The sequence below is a fragment of the Methylobacterium sp. AC433 genome, from assembly GCF_979253015.1.
Genome location: NZ_CEEDBN010000002.1, coordinates 493748 through 514357, shown reverse-complemented (window position 1 = coordinate 514357; position 20610 = coordinate 493748). Strand labels below are relative to the sequence as shown.

Annotated in this window: 20 protein-coding genes and 1 tRNA gene; 12 read left to right on the top strand and 9 right to left on the bottom strand. The window is 71.5% G+C overall.

Annotated elements, in window-relative coordinates:
- The first annotated feature begins 94 nt into the window (after window positions 1–94).
- Window positions 95–170, top strand: a tRNA-Thr gene (locus AC0IWM_RS05915).
- A gap of 191 nt (window positions 171–361) precedes the next feature.
- The gene (locus AC0IWM_RS05910) at window positions 362–571 is read left to right on the top strand and encodes a hypothetical protein (RefSeq protein ID WP_471753494.1); all 210 of its coding nucleotides are present in this window, start codon (window positions 362–364) and stop codon (window positions 569–571) included.
- 75 nt (window positions 572–646) lie between these two features.
- On the opposite strand, the gene msrA is transcribed toward AC0IWM_RS05910, so the two are convergent.
- Entirely contained in the window at window positions 647–1165 is a 519-nt protein-coding gene (gene msrA, locus AC0IWM_RS05905) for a peptide-methionine (S)-S-oxide reductase MsrA (RefSeq protein ID WP_471753493.1), read from the bottom strand.
- A 271-nt stretch (window positions 1166–1436) separates the two neighbouring features.
- On the opposite strand from msrA, the gene AC0IWM_RS05900 reads away from it, so the two are divergent.
- Window positions 1437–1817 carry an energy transducer TonB family protein gene (locus AC0IWM_RS05900; protein ID WP_471753492.1) on the top strand — a complete coding sequence of 127 codons (381 nt, stop codon included), beginning with the start codon at window positions 1437–1439 and terminating at the stop codon, window positions 1815–1817.
- 74 nt (window positions 1818–1891) lie between these two features.
- On the opposite strand, the gene AC0IWM_RS05895 is transcribed toward AC0IWM_RS05900, so the two are convergent.
- The 3 genes from AC0IWM_RS05895 to AC0IWM_RS05885 are packed head-to-tail and all read right to left on the bottom strand — an operon-like array spanning window position 1892 to window position 4018.
- The gene (locus AC0IWM_RS05895) at window positions 1892–3187 is read right to left on the bottom strand and encodes an arsenic transporter (protein ID WP_471753491.1); all 1296 of its coding nucleotides are present in this window, start codon (window positions 3185–3187) and stop codon (window positions 1892–1894) included.
- Window positions 3188–3245: 58 nt separating this feature from the next.
- Window positions 3246–3671, bottom strand: coding sequence for an arsenate reductase (glutaredoxin) (gene arsC, locus AC0IWM_RS05890; protein WP_471753490.1), 426 nt, complete (start codon window positions 3669–3671; stop codon window positions 3246–3248).
- Window positions 3671–4018, bottom strand: a complete 348-nt coding sequence (locus AC0IWM_RS05885; protein WP_471753489.1) for an ArsR/SmtB family transcription factor — start codon at window positions 4016–4018, stop codon at window positions 3671–3673. The genes arsC and AC0IWM_RS05885 overlap by 1 nt, the downstream gene beginning before the upstream one ends.
- Window positions 4019–4065: 47 nt before the next feature.
- Here AC0IWM_RS05885 and arsH point away from each other — a divergent pair, with 47 nt between their 5' ends.
- The 3 genes from arsH to AC0IWM_RS05870 all read left to right on the top strand — a co-directional run bounded on the left by arsH (window position 4066) and on the right by AC0IWM_RS05870 (window position 6305).
- The gene (gene arsH, locus AC0IWM_RS05880; RefSeq protein WP_471753488.1) at window positions 4066–4851 is read left to right on the top strand and encodes an arsenical resistance protein ArsH; all 786 of its coding nucleotides are present in this window, start codon (window positions 4066–4068) and stop codon (window positions 4849–4851) included.
- 82 nt (window positions 4852–4933) lie between these two features.
- Window positions 4934–5170, top strand: a complete 237-nt coding sequence (locus tag AC0IWM_RS05875) for a DUF2171 domain-containing protein (RefSeq protein WP_056467141.1) — start codon at window positions 4934–4936, stop codon at window positions 5168–5170.
- 178 nt (window positions 5171–5348) lie between these two features.
- Window positions 5349–6305, top strand: coding sequence for a lipase/acyltransferase domain-containing protein (locus AC0IWM_RS05870; protein WP_471753487.1), 957 nt, complete (start codon window positions 5349–5351; stop codon window positions 6303–6305).
- 252 nt (window positions 6306–6557) lie between these two features.
- Here AC0IWM_RS05870 and dps read toward each other — a convergent pair whose 3' ends face one another.
- Window positions 6558–7109 (bottom strand): DNA starvation/stationary phase protection protein Dps, encoded by a 552-nt coding sequence (dps, locus tag AC0IWM_RS05865; protein WP_056467134.1) that lies wholly within the window; start codon window positions 7107–7109, stop codon window positions 6558–6560.
- A 692-nt stretch (window positions 7110–7801) separates the two neighbouring features.
- Between dps and AC0IWM_RS05860 the strand changes: the two genes are divergently transcribed.
- Window positions 7802–9052, top strand: coding sequence for a glycosyltransferase family 4 protein (locus AC0IWM_RS05860; protein WP_471753486.1), 1251 nt, complete (start codon window positions 7802–7804; stop codon window positions 9050–9052).
- Complete coding sequence (locus AC0IWM_RS05855; RefSeq protein WP_471753485.1) at window positions 9049–9903, top strand: WecB/TagA/CpsF family glycosyltransferase; 855 nt, start codon at window positions 9049–9051, stop codon at window positions 9901–9903. Before AC0IWM_RS05860 ends, AC0IWM_RS05855 begins: the two co-directional genes overlap by 4 nt.
- 7 nt (window positions 9904–9910) lie before the next feature.
- On the opposite strand, the gene AC0IWM_RS05850 is transcribed toward AC0IWM_RS05855, so the two are convergent.
- Together AC0IWM_RS05850 and AC0IWM_RS05845 are read right to left on the bottom strand one after the other, a co-directional pair.
- A complete protein-coding gene (locus tag AC0IWM_RS05850; protein WP_471753484.1) occupies window positions 9911–11035 on the bottom strand; it encodes a glycosyltransferase family 4 protein in 1125 nt (374 codons plus the stop codon).
- Complete coding sequence (locus AC0IWM_RS05845; RefSeq protein WP_471753483.1) at window positions 11032–11811, bottom strand: polysaccharide deacetylase family protein; 780 nt, start codon at window positions 11809–11811, stop codon at window positions 11032–11034. The genes AC0IWM_RS05850 and AC0IWM_RS05845 overlap by 4 nt, the downstream gene beginning before the upstream one ends.
- Window positions 11812–12028: 217 nt before the next feature.
- On the opposite strand from AC0IWM_RS05845, the gene AC0IWM_RS05840 reads away from it, so the two are divergent.
- The gene (locus AC0IWM_RS05840; protein WP_056467123.1) at window positions 12029–13030 is read left to right on the top strand and encodes a lipid II:glycine glycyltransferase FemX; all 1002 of its coding nucleotides are present in this window, start codon (window positions 12029–12031) and stop codon (window positions 13028–13030) included.
- A 22-nt stretch (window positions 13031–13052) separates the two neighbouring features.
- Entirely contained in the window at window positions 13053–14357 is a 1305-nt protein-coding gene (locus AC0IWM_RS05835) for a lipopolysaccharide biosynthesis protein (RefSeq protein WP_471753482.1), read from the top strand.
- Window positions 14358–14415: 58 nt separating this feature from the next.
- On the opposite strand, the gene AC0IWM_RS05830 is transcribed toward AC0IWM_RS05835, so the two are convergent.
- Window positions 14416–15492: a helix-turn-helix domain-containing protein gene (locus AC0IWM_RS05830; protein WP_471753481.1), complete on the bottom strand. Its 1077-nt coding sequence runs from the start codon at window positions 15490–15492 to the stop codon at window positions 14416–14418.
- Between the two features lie 462 nt (window positions 15493–15954).
- On the opposite strand from AC0IWM_RS05830, the gene AC0IWM_RS05825 reads away from it, so the two are divergent.
- Window positions 15955–17352 (top strand): O-antigen ligase family protein, encoded by a 1398-nt coding sequence (locus AC0IWM_RS05825; protein WP_471753480.1) that lies wholly within the window; start codon window positions 15955–15957, stop codon window positions 17350–17352.
- Between the two features lie 152 nt (window positions 17353–17504).
- Window positions 17505–19613: a GumC family protein gene (locus AC0IWM_RS05820; protein WP_471753479.1), complete on the top strand. Its 2109-nt coding sequence runs from the start codon at window positions 17505–17507 to the stop codon at window positions 19611–19613.
- Between the two features lie 19 nt (window positions 19614–19632).
- Here the strand turns inward: AC0IWM_RS05820 and AC0IWM_RS05815 are convergent, their stop codons facing one another.
- Entirely contained in the window at window positions 19633–20598 is a 966-nt protein-coding gene (locus tag AC0IWM_RS05815; RefSeq protein ID WP_471753478.1) for a UDP-glucuronic acid decarboxylase family protein, read from the bottom strand.
- Window positions 20599–20610 lie beyond the last annotated feature (12 nt).

The window sequence follows — 20610 nt, the reverse complement described above, 5'->3', positions numbered from 1 at the left end:
CCGAGGCCGGTCCAAGCTTGCCATCCGACGCCGCGATCGATATGACCCTCCCCCGAACGGTCCCCTCGGACACGAGTCTCCGACCCGGAACCGCGCCGCAATAGCTCAGCTGGTAGAGCACCTCATTCGTAATGAGGGGGTCGGGGGTTCGAATCCCTCTTGCGGCACCACCGTTCCCTCCTTCATTCGCTCCCATCCGCAGACGTCCAGGCAGCTTTTCGTCGGGAGATTTCGCGGCTCCGGCAAGGCCGTCACGCGGCCTTCGGGACGGAAGCCTCGCTCGGAGTGCAGCCGGAACATCAATCGGGACCAGGACTTGGTACTTCGTGCCGGCGCTCCCGCCGGACCGCGAGGAGCGACCATGGCGAGCGATACCGAGACGCACCGCGACCTGATCAACGGCCTCAAGACCGCGATGGGCAAGGCCGACGGGTCCTTCGAGCAGGCGGTGACGCGCGCCTTCGAGCACGTGTTCGACCACCTGGATCGATTGAACTCACATGTTTCACTCGGCGGTCCCGGCGGGCAGGATCGCCCGCTGCGGCCAGGCGAGTCCGAAACCCTGCGATAGGGATCCGGACCAGCCAGCCGGAGGTCTCGATCGTCGGCGTGCCCACTGCCGGACAGGGGGTGGGAATACCTTCCCTCAGTTGCTCTGCGTGACCGTCGCCCGAACGGGAAGCCGCCAGTTCGGACGAACGAAGTGGCAGGTGTAGCCGTCGGGGCGTCGTTCCAGGTAATCCTGATGTTCGGGCTCGGCCTCCCAGAAGGGACCGACAGGCGCCACTTCGGTCATCACCTTTCCAGGCCAGAGGCCGGATGCGTCGACGTCGGCGATCGTGTCTTCCGCAACCTTCCTCTGCGCGTCATCGGTGTAGTATATCGCCGATCGATAGCTCAGACCGCGATCGTTGCCCTGACGATTGAGCGTGGTCGGATCATGAATCTGGAAGAAAAATTCCAACATGCGGCGAAAACTGGTCCGCTCGGTATCGTAGGTGATCTCGATGGCCTCGGCGTGGGTGCCGTGGTTAGGGTAGGTGGCATTCGGAACGTCCCCGCCCGTGTAGCCGACACGGGTCGACACGACACCTTCCTGGCGCCGGATCAGGTCCTGCATCCCCCAGAAGCAGCCTCCTGCGAGGACAGCGCGTTCATGGCTCATGGTTCACTCCGGCTCGAGGCGTGATGGCGATGACCGATAGATAGGAAGCCGATCAGCGTTTTGCCGCCTCGCGGCGATGTCGCGGCCCTTCGGCCCCGGCAAGCGCACCGCTTTCGCCGCCTGCCCGCTCCCCTGTGCCCGAGCGCACATCCGCACCGTCGATCCGGGTGCATCACAGAGCCGGCCGCCATCGCCCCCTCGGCGGCCACGACCAGCGGCGCAGCGGCTCACCGGCCCTGCGTCGTTTGCTTTTGCACCGGGAGTTCCGCCGATGAGACTAGGCCCGCTCGTCCGCTGGTTCGGTCTCGGCGCGGCCCTCCTGATCGGCTCGGCGGCGCTGGCGCGCGAACGCACGCCTCCTGAGGTGAGGGCCTGGCTCTCGGACGTCATCGCGAAGATCGATACCGCCGATCCTGGACGGCCCGCGCCGGCACGGAGGCGCAGGACCGGAACGGTGGTGGTCCGGGTCCAGATCGCCGCCGACGGCTTCGTGAACCGGGTGGATGTCGAGGGGAGTTCGGGTGTGGCAGATCTCGATCGACGGGCGCAGCGTCTGGTCAGGGCGGCCGGCCCCTTCAGCCCGCCGCCGAAGCCGCTGCTGACACCGGCCGGCACGACGGAGCTCAGCTTCCCGATCCGCCTCGACCGCTGACCTTACGGAGGTCCGAAGCTGGGCGCCGCCGAACCGAGCCGTGGGGCGGATGCGACGGCGAGACCGAGGCTCCCCTAGGATGTCCCGAGGAACGGGAGCCAGGCCGCGAGGGCGAGAAGCGCCGCCAGCAGGACCGGCGGCGTCAGGACGAGCCCGACCCTCAGGTACTGGCCCCAGGTGATGCGCTGGCCCTTGGCGTCGAGAACATGCAGCCAGAGCAGGGTCGCGAGGCTGCCGATCGGCGTCAGCTTCGGACCGAGATCGCAGCCTATGATGTTGGCGTAGATCATCAATTCGCGGGTCAGAGGTGACAGGTCCGGGGCCTGCTGGATCGCCAGCGCCCCCACCAGGACGCTCGGCATGTTGTTCATCACGGACGACAGCAGGGCGGCCCCGACGCCCGTCCCGAGCGTGGCGGCGACCGGTCCCGCAGCGGCGAGGCGGACCAGGCCCCGAGCCAGGATTTCGGTGAGGCCGGCATTCTTGAGGCCGTAGACCACGAGGTACATGCCGAGGCTGAACAGCACGATCTGCCAGGGGGCTCCGGCGAAGACCTTGCGGAGCGGGATCACCCCGCTCCGGCCGGCAAGGGCGAGCAGGACCAGGGCACCGGCGCCGGTGACGGCCGAGACCGGGACGCCGAACGGGGCGGTGACGAAGTAGGCGCAGAGCAGGACGGCGAGGAGCGGAAAGGCCGCGCGGAAGACCCCGGCGTCGCGGATGACGCGCCGGGGGGATTCCAGCGCGTATACCGCGTAGGTCGTGTCGAGGTCGCGCCGGTAGAACAGCCACAGCACCGCGAGGGTCGCGGCCAGGGAGACGAGGTTCACCGGCACCATGACGGCGGCGTAGCGGCCGAACGATATTGCGAAGACATTGGCCGAAACGATGTTGACGAGGTTCGAGATCACCAGGGGCAGGCTGGTCGAATCGGCCACGAACCCGCAGGCGACGATGAAGGCCATCGCCGCCGCCGGCCGAAATTCGAGCCTGACCAGGATCGCCAGCACGATCGGGGTGAGCAGCAGGGCGGCGCCGTCATTGGCGAAGACCGACGCGATGGCGGCGCCGAGGAGAATCACCAGCGGGAACAGCCGGCGGCCGCGGCCGCCGCCCCAGCGCGCGATGTGCAGGGCGCCCCAGTGGAAGAAGCCCGCTTCGTCGAGGAGGAGCGAGATCACGATCAGCGCCACGAAGGTGAAGGTCGCGTCCCAGACGATGTGCCAGACCACCGGGATGTCGCCGGCCTGGATGACGCCGGTGGCCAGTGCCACGGCGGCCCCCGCGAGCGCGCTCCAGCCGATCCCGAGTCCCCGCGGCTGCCAGATGACGAGGACCAGGGTGACCACGAAGATGACCAGGGCGAGCATCGGTTCTTCTTGTTCTTGTCGGATCGAGATCTTGCGCGGGTCTTGTGGAAGGCTCGGATCAGGTCCCCGTGACGGGCCGGCCCTGCGCATCGGGGACGGGCGCGCCGTCCGCCGCGGCGAGGGCGCCCGGCTCGGGCGGCAGCAGGGCGAGCACGGTCTCGGAGGGGCGGCACAGGGCGACGCCGAGGGGGCTCACGACCAGGGGACGGTTGAGCAGGATCGGATGCGCCGCGATGGCCGCGAGGAGGCGGTCGTCGGTGAGGCCCGGGTCGTCGAGGCCGAGTTCGGCGTAAGGGGTCCCCTTCTCGCGCAAGAGGTCCCGGATGGTGAGGCCCGCCCGCTCGGCGAGGCGGCGCAGCAGGGCGCCGGTGGGCGGCGACGTCAGGTATTCGACCACGTGCGGCTCGATGCCGGCGTCGCGGATCAGGCCCAGCGCGTTGCGGGACGTGCCGCAGGCCGGGTTGTGGTAGATGACGACGTCCATCAGGCGGTCTCCGGGCAGCAGGCCGACAGGGCGGCGACGGCGGGGGCGCAGACCTCGGGCCGGCCCTGGCAGCAGTCGCGCATCAGGAACTGGATCAGCGCCGACAGGTCCGGGTAGGCGGCGCTGTAGTGGATCGAGCGGCCGGCGCGCCGCGCGCCGACGAGCCCGGCGCGGCTGAGCTCCTTCAGGTGGAACGACAGGTTGGTGGCGGAGATGCCGACCGCCTCGGCGAGCTGCCCCGCCGCCAGGCCCTCCGGCCCGGCGGTGACGAGGCGGCGCACGATGCGCAGGCGGTGCTCCTGGCCGAGAGCCGCGAAGGCGGCGACGGCTTGCCCCTCGTCCATCATGATGTCAATGTTTCAAGCATCATTGAAACGTAGAGGACCGGCGCGCCTTGGACAAGACCCATGCCTCGAACAGTTCCCCTTCGGACCACCCCCCGCAGCTCTTCGCCGACGGGCTGCCGGCCCTGAGCGGCCCCCACTTCGCCGTCCCGACCGCCGGCGATCTCGCGGGGGCGCGGCCCTTCGCCCACGCGCCGCGCTTCCTCCTGCTCTACGGCTCCCTGCGCGAGCGCTCCTTCAGCCGGTTCCTCGCCTACGAGGCGGCGCGCTTGCTGGAGGCGATGGGCGGCGAGGTGCGGATCTACCACGCGCACGGCCTGCCGCTGCCGGACGATGCCACCGCCGACCATCCCAAGGTGCGGGAATTGCGCGCCCTCTCGGTCTGGTCCGAGGGCCAGGTCTGGGTCAGCCCCGAGCGCCACGGGGCGATGACCGGGGTGATGAAGGCCCAGATCGACTGGCTGCCGCTGTCGGAGGGTTCGGTGCGCCCGACGCAGGGGCGGACCCTGGCGGTGATGCAGGTCTCGGGCGGCTCGCAGTCGTTCAACGCGGTCAACGGCCTGCGCGTGCTCGGGCGCTGGATGCGGATGATCACCATCCCGAACCAGTCCTCGGTGCCGATGGCGTACAGGGAATTCGACGAGGCCGGCCGGATGAGACCGGGTCCGCTCTACGACCGGGTGGTCGATGTCTGCGAGGAACTGGTCAAGTTCACGCTCCTGACCCGCGAGCGGGCCGACTACCTCGTCGACCGCTACTCGGAGCGGAAGGAGCGGGAGCCGGAGCGGCTCCGGGCGGTGGCCGCCGATATCGGGTTCGGCGCGCGGCCGGCCTGAGCCCCGTGGCGAAGCGCCCTGCGATCGAACCACGGCCGCGCCGGGCCGTTGAGCCTGGAGGGTCGCGGAGCGGAAAGGCCAGATGCCAGAGACAGCGGATATCAAGGCGCACATGGAAGTCCGGTCGTCGGATGGGCTCCATGTGGGGACGGTCGACCACATGGAGGGCGATACCCTCATCAAACTGACCCGGTCGGACCCCGCTGCCCATGGCCGCCACCACCTGCTGCCGCTGGCCTGGGTCGAGCGGGTGGACGAACACGTCCACCTCACCGCCACGGCCGCCGATGTCCGCGGCTATTGGGAGGATGCCGGCTGAGCGGCGCTCGGCCCCCGGGCGACCTTTCGTCCGGTCGCCCGCCCTGCGGCCGGCCCTAGATCGGAGAAGCGTTGCGGTCACGGAGCCGTGCGACAACGAAGATTCGCGCCATCGAAGACTTGCGGCGGCCGAAGAGTCGCGACGGCACGGCCGCCCGGACAGGAAATCCTCGGACACCATGGAACGGCCCAGCGTCATCGTCGGCATCCACGGCTTGGCCAACAAGCCGCCGGTCGATGAGAAGACGCGCTGGTGGCGGGAGGCCATCGCCGAGGGCCTGGCGCGGAACGAAGGGCTCGCGGATGCCGCCTTCGGCCTCGCCTTCGTGTACTGGGCCGACCTGCGCTACGAAGCGCCGCTCGCCAGCGACGCCATCGACGAGCCGTACCGTCCGCAGGCGGAGTCGGGCCCCCTGCCCGCCGAGGCCGACGCACCGAGCCTCACCGGCCAGGACGTCCTCGCCACCCTGTATGCCGGGATCGACCGCATCGAGGAGGCCACCGGGATCACCCTGGTCGACGACGTCATCCTGGAACACCGCTTCGACGACCTCTGGCACTATCACGGCGAGCGCGCCTTCGCGGCCGAGGTCCGGAACCGCCTGAGCGAGCGGCTGGCGCAGTTCCACGGCCACCGCATCCTGCTGGTCGCCCATTCCATGGGCTCGGTGATCGCCTACGACGTGCTGCGGCTCCTGGAGCGGGACCGCCCGGACCTGCGGATCGACCACCTCGTCACCGTCGGCGCCCCGCTCGGCCTCGCCAAGGTGAAGATGAAGATCGAGACCGAGTTCGGCGAGACCCGGGTTCCGAACAACCTCGGCCACTGGACCAACCTCGCCGACGGCAACGACATCGTCACGCTCACCGGCACCCTGGCGGAGGATTTCCGGCCGAACGATGCCGGCGTCGCGGTCGCCGACCACCGGGTGGTGAACGACTACCGCCGGCCCACCGGCGAGGCGAACCACCACAAGTCCTACGGCTACCTGCGCACGCCGGAATTCTCGGCCATCGCGCGCGGATACCTTGGGGGCGGATACCTGGGGGCGGATGCGCGGGCGACGGAAGCGGCCGTCACCGGACGATCACCGCCTCGGTCGCCGGCGCATTCGGATCTGAGCAACGCCGAGTGAGCGCGGCAGCGGCTGTGCGCGACGGCTGCGGCGGCGTGTGTGACCGCAGCGGATGATCCGCCGCCCGCTTCCGGTCCCGCTCATGGCCGCGGAGACCCGGGTTCCAGGGGAGACAGGCGATGGGATGCGTGATCCGGGCTCCGCGCCGTCACTCCGGGCCGTCGCGGGCAGGCCCGAATTCGATGCCGTCGGCCCACGAAAAAGGGGACGCCTCGCGGCGCCCCCCAATCTTCATCGATGTCGGGTTGATGCTCAGCGCTGGCCGGCGTGGTCGCCGTCGCGCAGGGTGCCGGTCGGCTCCTGCACGTGGGCTTCGAGGAACCAGAGCTGCTTGTCGACGCCGCGCGACACCTCGGTGAGGAGGTCGGCCGTGCCGGCATCGCCCGCCTCGTCGGTGTCGTCGATGTTCTGGCGCACGGCGTTGGCGTAGACGCCGTAGCGGTCGATCAGCGCGGCGAGGTGGTCGGCGATCGCGTAGGCGTCCAGGGGATAGGGCTTCAGCTGCGAGGCCGAGGCGACCGCCTGAGCGGTGCCGCGCGCGGTGCCGCCGAGCTGGGTGATGCGCTCCGCGACCTTGTCGTTGTAGTCGTCGAGCTCGGTCCGGAAGCCGTCGAGCATCTCGTGGATCCCGATGAACTGCGGACCCTTGAGGTTCCAGTGGGCCTGCTTCACGTCGAGGGCGAGGTCGATTCCGTCCGACAGGCGCGCGTTCAGCACGTCGATCGAAACCTTCTTCGCGTTGGACTTGGTGCCGTTCTGGGTCTCGTGGAGACGCTGGTTACCGGCTTGGGTCTTATCGGCCATTCGGATCGTCCTTCAATTCTCGTGGCAAGTCTCGTGGAAAGTCTCTTGGAAGGCGCACCGCGCGACCCGCACCAGGGGCGGTGGCGGCGCCGAGCCTCCGATTTCGGCTGAGCTTGATCTCGGGCAAGCGGCGGCGGGCGCCGCTCACACGGTCAATCTGCCAAACAACGACAGGCTCCGGCCCATGTTCCTGCCGATCTGGCCGTGCGGGGGCGTTCCCGGTGGATCACGGACCAGACATGCGACTCCCGCATGGACCCACACCCTCTGCCCTCCCGTCCGATCCGCGCGGCGCGCAGGCGATCGTCAACCATAAATTGACGTCGCGGGCTCCGCCGCGAACGTCCTGGCCAGGACCGCGTTGGCCAGGACCGCGTTGGCCGGGGGTGCGAAGGAGAGATCGAGGGGCGCGCGTTCATCTGACGTAACGTATGTCCGTGCTTGCCGCCGACCTCGATTCGCCCGCCGTCCCGAGTCTCTCCGCCGCACCAGGTCTTTCAGTCGCCCGGCTCCAAGGCCCGGATGTCCAACGTGGTAAGACAAAGGTGAATGGCGATGCGGCTTGATCCTCGAAACACGGTGGCAATTCTTAAGACGAGCGCGCTTAATCTTGCCGAGGACCGGCGGCCCCACGCTCGTCGTTCACTTCGTCGGCAGCCGCGCTGCCACCGTACCGGGCATGGCATGTCGCGATGATCAGTCCAGAGGTCACTCGAAGCCATCCGGGTGGCGGCCCGTCCGCGGCGGCAACGCCCGGCGCCGCGCCCCTGCGCATCCTCGTGGTGCACAACCGCTACCAGGTGCGCGGCGGCGAGGATTCGGTGGTGGCCCAGGAGGTGGCGAGCCTGCGCCGCGCCGGGCAGACCGTCGAGACGCTCTTCTTCGACAATGCTAGCATCCGCACCGGATGGGACCGCCTGCGCACGGCCTTCGAGGCGGCGCATGCGCCGCGCGGGATCGCCGCCGTGGTCGAGGCGGTGCGCGCGTTCCGGCCCGACCTGGTGCATGCGCACAACGTGTTTCCGCAGGTCTCGCCGGGCATGCATGCGGCCGTGCGCGCCGAAGGGGTCGCCACCGTGCAGACCCTTCACAATTTCCGCGTGACCTGCGCCAACGGCATCCTCATGCGCGAATCCCGACCTTGTGAGGATTGCGTGACCGGCTCCCCCTATCGGGCGGTGCGGCACGCCTGCTATCGCGGCTCCCGTTTGGGATCGCTGGCGGTGGCGCGGATGATCGACGTGCACCGGCGGGCGGGCACCTGGCAGCGGGACGTGGACCGCTTCATCGCGCTCACCCCCTTCGCCCGCGCGCGCTTCCTCGCCGCCGGCCTCCCGGAGAGCCGCATCCGGATCAAGCCGAACGGCCTCGCCGATCCGGGCCTCGACACGGCCGGCCCGCGGGCCGGCATCCTGTTCGTCGGGCGGCTCGTGCCCGAGAAGGGCGTCGGCACCCTGATGGAGGCCGCGCGGCTCGGCCGCGCACCCGTGACGGTCATCGGCGAGGGTCCCGAGGAGGCGGTCCTGCGCCGCGCCCCCGGCCTGACCGTCCTCGGCCCCCAGGACCGGGAGGCCGTGCAGGCGGCGATGGCGCGGGCGGCCGCCCTGGTGGTGCCCTCGCACTGGTACGAGGGCCTGCCCATGGTCATCGCCGAGGCGTTCAGCCTCGGCACGCCCGTCGTCGCCTCGCGCATCGGCGCCCTGGCCGACCTCGTCGCCGACGGCGAGACCGGCCTCCTGGTGCCGCCGCGCGATCCCGCGGGGCTCGCCCGCGCCCTCGACCGGATCATCGACGATTCCGACGCCGCGCGGGCGATGGGCCGCCGGGCGCGCCAGGCCTACGAGCGCGACTGGACGGAAGCCGCCGTCACCGCCCGCGCGCTCGCGATCTACCGCGAAGCCGTCGCGGCCCGTTCCACAGACACCGCCCGGGCCGCCGCATGACGCGCCCCCTCATTCCGGACACCAACATGCCTGCGCGCGCCTGGGGCCACGATCCGGATGTTCCGCACTTCCTCCTCGGGGGCGTCCCGGTCTCGATCACCGACATGGGCGGCCTCGTCGCGGCGCTCCGCCGCCGCCTGGGCCGGCACACCCCCGCTCCGGGCACCTTCGTGGTCTTCCGCGACGCGCACGGCATCGTCCGGGCGCAGGACGAGCCGGAGGTGCGCGCGGCCCACGACGCCGCCCTCCTGGTCTGCGCCGACGGGCGGCCCCTGGCCTGGGTCGGGCGCCTGCGCGGCCACAAGGCCATCGCCCAGGTGCCGGGCATCGAATCGGTCGAGGCCGTGTGCCGGGCCGGCCTCGAGCCGGGCTGGCGCCACTTCTTCCTGGGCGGCGGACCCGGCGTGGCCGAGAAGCTCGCCGCCGAGATGGCCCGGCGCGCGCCCGGCCTCGCGGTGGCCGGGGCCGAGACCCTGCCCTACCGGCCCCTGACCGAACCGGAGGCCGGGGACCTCTACGCGCGCCTGCGCGCCAACGGCACCCAGATCCTGTGGATCGGGCTCAGCACGCCCAAGCAGGAGCTCTTCATGCAGGCGCACACCCCGTTCCTGCCGGGGATCGTCGCCATGGGCGTGGGGGCGGCGTTCGACGTGAACATCGGCACGATCCCGCGGGCGCCGCGGGTGATGACCTGGTGCGGCCTCGAATGGCTCTTCCGCCTGATCCAGGAGCCCCGGCGCCTGCGCGCCCGCTACGCCCAGGTGGTGCCGCGCTTCCTCGCCATCGTGGCCTTCGACCGCGCCCGCCGGGGCAAGCGGTCCGCCCCGCCGCACGGCGTCCCCCTGTTCTGAGCCGGGTTCAGGCGAGGGCGGGGCCGAGCGCCGCGCGGTAGGCCCGCGTCGCGGCGTCGAGGGAGAACCGCGCCAGGGCCGGCACGGCCCGGCTGCGGAAGGCGGCCCGCCGCCCGGGATCGTCGAGGAGCGCCAGGGCCGCGTCGGCCCAGCCCGCCACCGTCATCGGGCGGACCTCGCCGCATTCGAAGGCCGCGACGAGCTCCCGCGCCGCGCCCGAATGGGGCGAGGCGAGCACCGCCGTCCCGCTCTGCAGGGCCTCCTGCAGGACGATGCCCCAGACGTCGCCCCGGCTCGGGAACAGGAACAGCCGCGCCGAGGCGTAGACCGCGCCGAGATCCGCCTGCTGCACGAAGCCGTCGAACCGCGCCGCGACCCCGGCCGCCGCCAGGCGCGCCTCCATCTCGGCGCGCAGGGGGCCGTCGCCGGCGACCCGGACCCGGAGAGCCCGGCCGCGCGCCGCACAGGCGAGGACGACGTCGGTGAAGAAGCGCGCGCCCTTCACGTCCTCGTTGAGGATGCCGCAGAACAGGAGGTCGTAGGGCCGCTCCGGCTCGGGCGTGTCCGCCGCCGGGCCGGCATCCCAGGCTGGGAAGAGCGGGGCCAGCGCGAGGCGGTCGGCGGGCAGGCCGTAGCCTTCGAGGAGGGCGAGGCTGCCCGCGCTCGGCCCGAGGCCGAAGCGCGCGCCCGGGACCAGCAGCCGCCGCATCGCCCGGTGGGGCCGCGAGCGCCGGCCGGGATCGGTCTCGGGCACGCCGTCGGTGCGCAGGCCGTAGGGCACGCCGAGGGCGCGCGCGGCCGCGGCGGCCATCAGCATGGTGGGGGCGAAGTCGTTGACCACGAGGACGCTCGGGCGCAGGGCGGCGAGGCGGGGCACGATGGCCGGGTTGACGTAGAGGTTGCTCACCGCGCTGCGGTACCAGCGCAGGCCCGGCACCACGGCGAAGCGGTAGGCCTCCGGCTCGGGCATCTCCCATTGCCGGGCCGCCTCGCGGGCGCTGCAGGCCAGCACGTGCAGGGGCCGGTCGAGGGCGGCGCCGAGGCGCTCGTAGAGGCGGTGCATGTACGGCGCGCGCGCACCGATCACGATCACCACGGGGCCGTCGCGGCGCCCGGATGCGGTTCGGCTCATCGGGCGGCGCGCGCCCGCCCGCCCACCAGGGCATCGATCTGGTAGAGGCCCCAGTCCGGCTCGAGGACGTGGCGCGGCATCAGCATGAGGTCGTCCGGTCCCCGGGCCACGCCCCGGCGGGTGGTGTGGAAGCTGCGGTAGCCCGCGTCCCGGGCCAGCGCCGTGTCCCGCGCCGGGTCGAAATCGGTGCCGGCCACGCCCCAGGGGCAGGCGAAGTCCCGGATGGGACGGCCGGTCAGCGCCTGCAGGTCCCGGCGCGAGCGGGTCAGCTCCGCGCCGATCTCCGCCGCGTCGAGGCGCGCGAGGTTGCGGTGGGTCGCCGAATGGGAGCCGACGTCGAGGCCGGCGGCGAGCCAGTCCTCGACCGCGGCGCGGTCCATGTAGCCGGCCCGGTCCGCGTCCGGGGGCGCGTCGATCCAGTCGCTGACGAGGAACAGGATCGCGGGGATGCCCAGGCTGCGCAGCACCGGCAGCGCCACCGCGTGGGTGTCGGCGTAGCCGTCGTCGAAGCTGACGAGGAAGGAGCGGCCCTGGGCGGCCTCCCCGCGCGCGACGAGGTCGGCGGCCCGGTCCGCCGTGACGAAGGTGCCGTGCCGGGCGAGGAAGCGCAGCTGACGGGCGAAGCGCTCCTGCCGGCCCGGCGCGACATGGTGATAGCAGAGCGTGTAGAGCCCGGGCGGCGCCGCCGCCATCGACCGGGACAGCGCCCGCACCCGCAGGGCCGCCTCGCGCAGGACGGGCGTGTCGCGGATGAAATGTTCGAACGTCCTGGGCATGACGCGACCTTAACAGATCCGCGGCTGATCAGCAGCGACGCGACGGACATCCCCCGAACCATTCGCCAACAGCGTTAAATTAAGGATCTTCACAGTCTTGCCTGAAGACGAGCGCCGCGCGAGCAGGGATGACAGGCATTTCACCGTAAGAAGGCGCCTCGATCGATCGACCCGACGGCCCTACGAATTTGGCGGACCTGCGAGACATGAAACTCCGATGAGCGCGGCACTGACCATCCGTCCCTGCCCGGACCCGGCCGTCTGGGACGAAGCGATCTGGTCGCTGCCCCGCGGCAACGTCTTCGCGTCGTGGATGTGGGGCGCCTACAAGGGCAGGATCGGCTGGGACGTGACACGCCTCGTCGTGCGCGATGCCAGCGAGGCGCCGGTGGCGCTGATCCAGTATCAGGTGAAGCGGCGCGGCTTCGTGCGCTTCGTGCTGCTCCAGGGCTGCCCGCTCCTCACCGAGAAGGGCGAGAAGCACGCCGACGCGGTGGTCGCCCTGTTCCTCGAGCACCTGGCCCTCGGCCGCCTCGACCTCGTGGCGGTGAGCTTCGAGCATTTCCAGTCCGACGCGATCCTCCTCGCCCTGCTGGGTCACGGCTTCGTGCCGGCGCAGTCGGCCAAGTACTTCACCCTGGAACTCGACCTGACGGGGGGCACCGAGCCGCTCCTCCAGGCGATGGACCAGCGCTGGCGCAAGGCCCTGCGCAAGGCCGAGCGCAATCCCGACCTGACCACGCGCTTCCTCACCGACCTCGACGAGCGCCTCGCGGCCTTCGACGCCTTCTGGGAGATGTACGGCGCGCTCCAGGCCCAGAAGGGCTTTCGCGACAGCCTCAACGGGCCGCTCTTCCGCGACCTCGTCGCGCGCGATCCCCACCACCGCATCCTCGAGGTGCGCGAGAAGGGCGAGCGGGTGCTGATCCGCATCGCCCACGTCTCGGGCCGGCGCTTCACCGATTTCTACACCGCCTCGAACGACCGGGCGCGGGCCTGCGCCGCCCCGACCCTGGCGGTCTGGCGCTTCGTCGAGCAGGCCCATGCCGAGGGGCGCCGGACCTTCGATTTCGGGGGCATCGACCCGGCCAACAACCGGGGCGTCTTCGAGTTCAAGCACGGCCTGAGCAAGACGCCGGCCCTGAGCGGCCCGCGCTGGATCTATGGCCGCACCCCGCGCCTGCGGGATGCGGCGGCGGCCTTCCTGTCCTATCGCTGACCGACGCGCCCCCCGGAGGTCGATGGTCCCGCAAAGCCCCGTGATCCAGCCCCGCGGCGACGAGGCCGGGCTCGTCGCCCGCGCCCGGCGCTTCGCCCGGCGTCCGGCCCTGGCCTCCCTGCTCGACCAGGCCGTCGTCAGCGGCTTCGGCTTCGTCAGCGGCATCGCCACCGCGCGCCTGGTCGGCATCGAGGAATTCGGCCTCTTCGTCCTGATCCTGATCGTGACGGCCTTCGCGCAGGGGCTGCACAACGCCCTGGTGACGGCGCCGATGATGACGCTGGCGGCGCGGGGACGCCGATCCGCCTCGACCTACGACGCCACCGTCCTGGCCGCCGCCCTCCTCGCTTCGGTCGTGGCCGCGGCCGGCGTCGCCCTGGCCCTCGTCGCCGTCTTCGCCCTGCGCCACCATGCCGTGGAGCCGGGCGTCGTCGCCGCCGGCGCCGCCCTGACGGTGGCGCAGAACCTCCAGCTCACCGTGCGCCGAACCCTGTTCGCCCGCGGGCGCGGCCTCGTCGCCGTGGCGATGGACACCGCCCGGGCCGTGGCCTTCCCCCTGGCCCTCGCGCTCGCCTGGTGGTGCGGCCTCGTCCTCGACGCGGCCCTGGCGACCGCGCTCCTGGCGGGCACCGCCCTCGTCACCGCCGCCCCCCTCGCCTACGGCATCTGGCGCGCGCCGCGGCGCCCGCTGCGCCTCGTGCCGGTGGCGCGGCGGCACTGGGGCATCGGCCGCTGGATGTTCCCCCTGGTCTTCGTCACCTTCGGGCAGGAGCAGCTGGCCTGGATCGTCGCCGGGATCGCGCTCGGCGACGAAGCGATCGGCGGCCTGCGGGCGGCGCAGTACCTCGTCGGCTTTGTGATCATCCTGCTGACCGCCACCGAAAACATCCTCCCCACGGCCGCAGCGCAGGCCTTCGAGACCGGCGGCGACCGGGGCCTGCGCGCCTATCTGGAGCGGGCGACGCTGACCCTCGGGCCCGTGGTCGCCCTGCTCCTCCTCGCCATCGCGCTCCCGGCCGGGACCTGGCTCGCCCTGGTGTTCGGGCCGGCCTTCGCCGACTACGCCGCCAGCGTGCGCATCCTGGCGCTCGCGGTCGCCTGCATCTTCCTGCGCGATATGGTGACCCAGTATTTCCGGGCGATCCAAGACACCGGCCCGGTCTTCCGCGCCTTCGTGGTCAGCCTCGTGGTCTCCCTGGCGATCATGGTCCCGCTGATCGCCTGGTACGGGATCACCGGGGCCGCCCTCGTCATCACGATCGGGCACGCGGTCTCGGCCGCGCACCTGATCCTGACGATGCGCCGGCGTTCGGCCCGGGGCGGCTGAACCGCCGGATCCGGGCGCAGGGCTTCATCCAGGCGCCGGGCGTCCTCGGCCGTCGGGGTCAGGCCGCGAGGGTCTTCATCCAGGAGACCAGGGCCGGCTGCGCCTCGCGGCCCATGCCGGACAGGACCGCGCTCAGTCCCGTCTCCCGCGGCAGGACGCCGAAGCGCCGGTGGAACGCGCGGGAGAACGCGCTCTCGCTGGAGAAGCCGGTGGCGTAGGCCACGGCCGAGACCCGCGGCTTCCCGCCGGGCGCCGTCAGCAGGCGCATCGCGCGCAGCAGGCGCCGCTCGCGGATATAGGCGGCGACTCCGCCATCGGCCTCGAACAGGCGATAAAGGTTCGAGCGGGACAGGCCGAACCGGGCGAGGATCGCGGGGGCATCCAGCGCCTCCGAGCCCAGCTCCGCCTCGATGAAGCGGCGGATCGCGATGCTGGTCAGCCGGTCCGAGGCCCGGGCGGCGCCCTCGTCGGGCTGGAAGCAGGCGTTGCAGAGATGCGCGGCCGAGAGGGAGAGGTGGCGGGCCTCGTGGGCGCTCAAGCCCTCGGCACAGGAGGCGAGCCCCGACAGGAAGGTGTGGAACAGCCGACGCACCGGCGTGCCGCCGTAATCCAGGGACTGGCCGTGCAGGCCCTCGATGGTCGCGATGTGGTCGGCCAGGAGCGCGCGGGGCAGCATGATGTTGGTGGCACAGACCGCTTCCGCCTCGGTCACCACCGGCTGCGCCATGTCGAAGACGACCAGCTGCCACGGCTTCACCGCGGCGGCCCGGCGCCCATTCTCCACCTTGCTCTGCCCGACCGTGTAGAATTGCAGCAGGATGTGGTCGACGCCCTGGCGCGCGATCATGCGGGCGTTGCGCTCCAGGCGCTGGGCCGGCGCCGAGACGCTGCCGAGCAGCACTGAGCCGAAATTGTAGGTCGTCAGCCCGATGCCCGCCGACAGGTCGGCGTCGCGGGCGACCGTCACCGCGTAGATCGACGCCAGATGCGCCTCCCAGGTGCCCGCCCGCCGGTCCGGATCGGCGGGCAGGCGGAACCGGTCGCACGGGATCGCGGAGGCCGAAGCCTCCGAAGCGGGATCTTCCGAAGCGGGATCTTGCGAAGCGGGATCTTGCGAATTCGGCGTCTCGGACATCGCATCTCGTTCGACGGTCGGCGGCGCGCCGGTGGACGACGGACCTGCGCGGGCCGGACCCGACCCACCGCGCGACGTCTCCGCCACGCGACTTGCCCGAGTCGGGTCCATGGCGGGGCCACGTCTCCAGAGCGGAGCATGATACAGGCAATCGACCCTAGAACCGCAGGCTCGTTCGTCTCCAGATCGACGGGATTCACATCTTCGTCAGGATCGGACCGGCAGCCCGGACAGGCTCGGCGAGGCCGAGGCCGGTGCCGGGCCGAGCGGCCCGGGAGACGCCGTCCACAAGCTTTTCTCGCACCCCGTCTTCGCCCACCAGGAGTCGTCGAGTCCGTTCTGCTGCCATTTACGATAATGCCGAAGTCCGGCCGCGTTTCGGGAGCAATTCACGCCCGTGAAACGCTTCACAGCCGAAGTGTCGTCATCGTCGGACCCACAGGCCATGGGGGAGGGAGACGCGTGCTGAACCTGTTTCTCGTCCTGGCGATCCCCGCCTGGTTCGCGATGCTCTACCCGGTGCTCCGGCGCCGGCTCGCGGTGGCGGTCCGCCCGCTCGATGCCCGGCTCGTGCTTCCGATGGTGCTGGTCTGCACCTTCGCCTTCATGCCCCTGGTCTTCACGGTGCCGCGCGAGGACGGCAACGCGGTGCTGGAGGAAGGCCTCAGCGCGTCGAACATCATCACGCTGGTGCTCACCGGCCTGACCGGCCTGTACCTGTTCATGAAGATCGCCCTGGACCGGCGCGTCGCGCTGCTGCCCTTCGCGATGCCCTACCTGCCGTTCACGCTGATGATCGGCGCGAACACCCTGAGCGCCGCCTGGTCGATCGTGCCGCCCTACACGCTCTACCGGAGCGCGGAGCTGTACGTCTTCTACCACGCCTCGATCGTGATCTTCGACCGGACCGACATCGAGCAGCGCTTCGCCGACCTCCTGGCGATCATCACCGTGGCCTGGCTCGTGGCCGTGCTGCCGATCATCCTGGAGAGCCTGGCCCAGGGCATCGTGTTCTCGGCCGCCAAGAACAACATGATGCCCTACGTCTGCGCGATGCTGGGCTTCCTGGTGATCTTCCGGCCGCCGGAGCGGCGCCGGCGGACCTACCTCGTGCTGGCCCTCGCGGGCTTCGTGATCGCCGGCTCGGCGGCCAGCACCGGCGCCCTGGTGGCGGTCGGCCCGGCCCTGCTGATGTCCTCGCGCAACGCCGTCCTGCGCCGCATCGGCATCGCCGGCGCCCTGGCGGCCACGGTGGGCTTCGTCCTGCTGATGCTCGACCTCGCGGCCTTCCCGGCCCTCCTCGACCTCCTCGCCACCATCCTGCAGAAGCCCGCCATCGAGCTCGCCAACGGCACCGGGCGCTCGACCTTCTGGCCGACCTTCATCGCGGCGACGCAGGACCGCCTCGCCGGATCGGGCTTCTCGGCCGGCGACCGCTTCATCCAGCTCCTGATCCCGACCACGACCCTGGCCGAGACCCTGGGACGCGAGGACGTGTTCATCACGAGCTCGCACAACATGTTCCTCAGCGCCTGGGCCGGCACCGGCCTGATCGGCCTCGGCTTCGCCCTGGTGGTCCTGCTCACGACCCTGTCCTGGGGCATGAGGCTCGATCTCGGCGGGCGCCGCTTCGTCGCCTCCTGCGTGCTGATGCTCGTGCTCAACGGCATGACGACGCCGGGCATCTTCCAGGATTGGAACGTCAACGTGCTGGCTCTGGCCGGCCTCCTGGCCTTCATCCGGGTCCAGCTCCCGCCGGACGGGCGCGTGCCGGCCTATCCCCGCGCGCCCGCGCCGGCGCCGGCGCCGAGCGCGCCCTTCCCGGATGCCGGCGTCCCGAGCGCGTGGCGCATTTCGTGAAACGGAACCGGCAACAGGCTGGATTCGGCGCGCGACGTGCCGGAATCGGCCGGAGTGACCGACCGGAGCGGGACTCGACGGGCCGCACCGTCCCGATCCGGGACGGCGGACACCGCGCCCGCCCCGCGTCGATTGCGTAACGGAAAGCGTCCATGGCTGTCATCGAACGCGCCCCACCAGCGATCCTGCAGCACCTCGGTGCCGGCACGGAGACCGCGCGCGAGCCCCTGCCCTGGTTCCTCGACATGGGCGAGGTCGGCCGCATCCTGCGCCGCCGCTGGCTGAGCGTGATCCTGCCGATCCTCGTCCTCCTGGGCCTGGCGGCGGGCTTCCTCGCCCTGCCGGCCCAGTACGCCGCGACGGTCCAGCTCCTCATCGACCCGCGCGGCCTCGCCGTGCTCAAGGACGAGGCCAACCCGCAGGGCCAGGCCAACGAATCCACGCTCCTCCTCGTCGACAGCCAGCTCCGGGTGCTCCAGTCGGACGACGTCCTGCGCAAGGTCGTGGCCTCGCAGCGCCTCGCCGCCGATCCGGACTTCGTCGAGCCCGGCGCCCTCGACCGCTTCCGCGCCTGGGTGGGGCACCTCCTCGGGCGCGCCGCCGAGCCCGAGGCCGACCCGGCCCTGACGGCCCTGCGGGCGCTGCGGGACCGGATGTCGGCCCGGCGCCTCGAGCGCAGCTTCGCCGTCGACGTCTCGGTCTCGTCGAACGACCGCGAGAAGTCGGCCCGCATCGCCCAGAGCGTCGCCGAGACCTACCTCGCCACCGAGATCGGCAACCGCTCCGAGGCGATCCGGCGGGCGCGCGAGGGGCTGAACAGCCGCCTCGGCGAATTGCGCGACGGCGTCCAGCAGGCCGAGACCGCGGCCCAGGCCTTCCGCACCAAGAACAACCTCGTGGGGACGCGCACCCAGCTCGTGAGCGAGCAGCAGCTCGGCCAGCTCAGCGACCAGCTCGGCGCCGCCCGCGCCAAGGCCGCCGAGCAGCAGGCCAAGCTGCGCCAGATCGAGGGCGCCACCAGCGGCGACCCGGCCAAGCTCGACTCGATCCAGGAGGTGCTGCAGTCGCAGACCATCGGGCAGCTGCGCGGCCAGCTCGCCCAGGCCGAGCGCCAGCGCGCCGATGCGGCCACCAGCCTCGGCGAGCGCCATCCCGCGATGAACGCCTCCGACGTGCAGGTGCGCAGCGCCCGCAACCAGCTCGAGGCCGAGGTGAAGCGCATCGGCGCGGCCATCCGCAACGAGTACCGCGCCAGCATGGCCAACGTGACCGAGCTCTCGCAGGCCCTCGAGAAGCGCAAGGCCGAGGCCCTGAAGGTCGGCGACAGCTTCGTGAAGCTGCGCGAGCTGGAGCGCCAGGTCGATGCCCGGCGCGGCGTCTACGAGGCCTTCCTGGTGCGCACCCGCGAATTGCAGGAGCAGCAGCAGCTCGACACCTCGACCTCGCGCATCATCTCGCCGGCCCTGCCGCCCACCCGGCGCCAGGGTCCGCCCGCCGCCATCGTGCTCGCGGCCGCCCTCGTCGCCGGCCTCGGGCTCGGCGTCGGCGGCAGCCTGATGGCCGAGCAGTTCAGCGGGCGCATCCGCTCCCGCACGCGCCTGGAGACGCGGACCCAGCGCCTCGTCCTCGGGCTCCTGCCGACCCTGCCGCGCGGCACCCGCAACGGGACCGACCGCCTGGGCAGCGGGCCCTACGAGGTCGCGATCACGCGGCTGCGCAACCGCCTGCGCCGCGACCTGCCGGCCAAGCGCCCGCACGTCATCGTGGTCACCTCCGCCGACGACGTCGCCGGCCGCTCGATGCTCGCCCTCGACTACGCCGCCTCGGCCGCCCAGGAGAACGAGCGCGTCCTCCTCGTCGACGCCTCCGCCGACGGCACCGTGACCCGGGAGGTCGGCCTGCCGCCCCGGCGCGGCGGCCAGGTGCCCGGCCGGGGCGACCTCTCGGACGTGCTGGTGCGCCACCGCTCGGGCCTCGCCCTGATCCCGCAGGACGGCCAGACCGCGCGCAGCGACCTGCGCGGCTACGTCGACAGCATCCTGGGCACGCAGGACGCCTACGACCTCGTGGTGATCCATGTCGGCCTGATCGGCGCCGACGCCATCGCCGAGCGCCTGGCGGCCGACCCTCGCGTCACCGCGGTGCTCGTCACCGTCCGGCACGGGCAGAGCCGCTACGCCACCCTCGACCGGGCGCTCGCGGCCATCGGCCCGCGCCCCTTCGTCGGCCTCGTGCTCACCGGGGCGGAGGCGCTCGACTGAGCCGCCCGGAGCGCCCCCGTCAGGCGGGGGTGTTCGCGCCGAGGTGGCGGTCGAAATAGCCGATCGTGCGCATCAGGCCCTCGCGGAGCGAGACCGTCGGCGCCCAGTCGAGGACCGCCCTGGCCTGGGTGATGTCGGGCCGGCGCTGGCGCGGATCGTCGGGCGGCAGCGGGCGGGCGACGATGCGCGAGCGCGAGCCCGTCAGCTCGATCACGAGGTCGGCGAGCTCGCGGATCGAGAACTCGCCCGGATTGCCGAGGTTGATCGGGCCCGTGACCTCGGGGCCGGTCTCCATCAGGCGCAGGACGCCGTCGATGAGGTCGTCGACGTAGCAGAAGGCCCGGCTCTGCGAGCCGTCGCCGTAGAGGGTGATGTCCTCGTTGCGCAGGGCCTGCACCACGAGGTTCGACACCACCCGCCCGTCGTTGGGGTGCATGCGCGGGCCGTAGGTGTTGAAGATGCGCGCCACCTTGATCGCGATGCCGTGCTGCCGGTGGTAGTCGAAGAACAGCGTCTCGGCGCAGCGCTTGCCCTCGTCGTAGCAGGAGCGATACCCGATCGGATTGACCCGGCCCCAGTATTCCTCCGGCTGCGGATGCACCTCCGGGTCGCCGTAGACCTCGCTGGTCGAGGCCTGGAAGATCTTGATCTTCAGCCGCTTGGCGAGGCCGAGCATGTTGATCGCCCCGATGACGCTGGTCTTGGCCGTCTGCACCGGATCGAACTGGTAGTGCACCGGCGAGGCCGGACAGGCGAGGTTGTAGATCTCGTCGACCTCGACGTAGAGCGGGAAGGTCACGTCGTGGCGCATGAACTCGAAGCGCGGATTGTCGAGCAGCGGGGCGATGTTGCGGCGGGATCCGGTGAAGAGATTGTCGACGCAGAGGACATCGTGCCCCTGCTCCAGCAAGCGCTCGCAGAGGTGCGAGCCCAGGAAGCCGGCTCCGCCGGTGACCAGGATCGTCTTCGTCGCGCCGTATCGCATGCCCTGGTCCGA

Excerpts from the sequence above, each read along its gene's own strand:
- AC0IWM_RS05910 (WP_471753494.1), top strand. The coding sequence starts at position 362 with ATGGCGAGCGATACCGAGACGCACCGCGACCTGATCAACGGCCTCAAG.
- msrA (WP_471753493.1), bottom strand. The coding sequence starts at position 1,165 with ATGAGCCATGAACGCGCTGTCCTCGCAGGAGGCTGCTTCTGGGGGATG.
- AC0IWM_RS05900 (WP_471753492.1), top strand. The coding sequence starts at position 1,437 with ATGAGACTAGGCCCGCTCGTCCGCTGGTTCGGTCTCGGCGCGGCCCTC.
- AC0IWM_RS05895 (WP_471753491.1), bottom strand. The coding sequence starts at position 3,187 with ATGCTCGCCCTGGTCATCTTCGTGGTCACCCTGGTCCTCGTCATCTGG.
- arsC (WP_471753490.1), bottom strand. The coding sequence starts at position 3,671 with ATGGACGTCGTCATCTACCACAACCCGGCCTGCGGCACGTCCCGCAAC.
- AC0IWM_RS05885 (WP_471753489.1), bottom strand. The coding sequence starts at position 4,018 with ATGATGGACGAGGGGCAAGCCGTCGCCGCCTTCGCGGCTCTCGGCCAG.
- AC0IWM_RS05875 (WP_056467141.1), top strand. The coding sequence starts at position 4,934 with ATGCCAGAGACAGCGGATATCAAGGCGCACATGGAAGTCCGGTCGTCG.
- AC0IWM_RS05870 (WP_471753487.1), top strand. The coding sequence starts at position 5,349 with ATGGAACGGCCCAGCGTCATCGTCGGCATCCACGGCTTGGCCAACAAG.
- dps (WP_056467134.1), bottom strand. The coding sequence starts at position 7,109 with ATGGCCGATAAGACCCAAGCCGGTAACCAGCGTCTCCACGAGACCCAG.
- AC0IWM_RS05860 (WP_471753486.1), top strand. The coding sequence starts at position 7,802 with ATGATCAGTCCAGAGGTCACTCGAAGCCATCCGGGTGGCGGCCCGTCC.
- AC0IWM_RS05855 (WP_471753485.1), top strand. The coding sequence starts at position 9,049 with ATGACGCGCCCCCTCATTCCGGACACCAACATGCCTGCGCGCGCCTGG.
- AC0IWM_RS05850 (WP_471753484.1), bottom strand. The coding sequence starts at position 11,035 with ATGAGCCGAACCGCATCCGGGCGCCGCGACGGCCCCGTGGTGATCGTG.
- AC0IWM_RS05845 (WP_471753483.1), bottom strand. The coding sequence starts at position 11,811 with ATGCCCAGGACGTTCGAACATTTCATCCGCGACACGCCCGTCCTGCGC.
- AC0IWM_RS05840 (WP_056467123.1), top strand. The coding sequence starts at position 12,029 with ATGAGCGCGGCACTGACCATCCGTCCCTGCCCGGACCCGGCCGTCTGG.
- AC0IWM_RS05835 (WP_471753482.1), top strand. The coding sequence starts at position 13,053 with ATGGTCCCGCAAAGCCCCGTGATCCAGCCCCGCGGCGACGAGGCCGGG.
- AC0IWM_RS05830 (WP_471753481.1), bottom strand. The coding sequence starts at position 15,492 with ATGTCCGAGACGCCGAATTCGCAAGATCCCGCTTCGCAAGATCCCGCT.
- AC0IWM_RS05820 (WP_471753479.1), top strand. The coding sequence starts at position 17,505 with ATGGCTGTCATCGAACGCGCCCCACCAGCGATCCTGCAGCACCTCGGT.
- AC0IWM_RS05815 (WP_471753478.1), bottom strand. The coding sequence starts at position 20,598 with ATGCGATACGGCGCGACGAAGACGATCCTGGTCACCGGCGGAGCCGGC.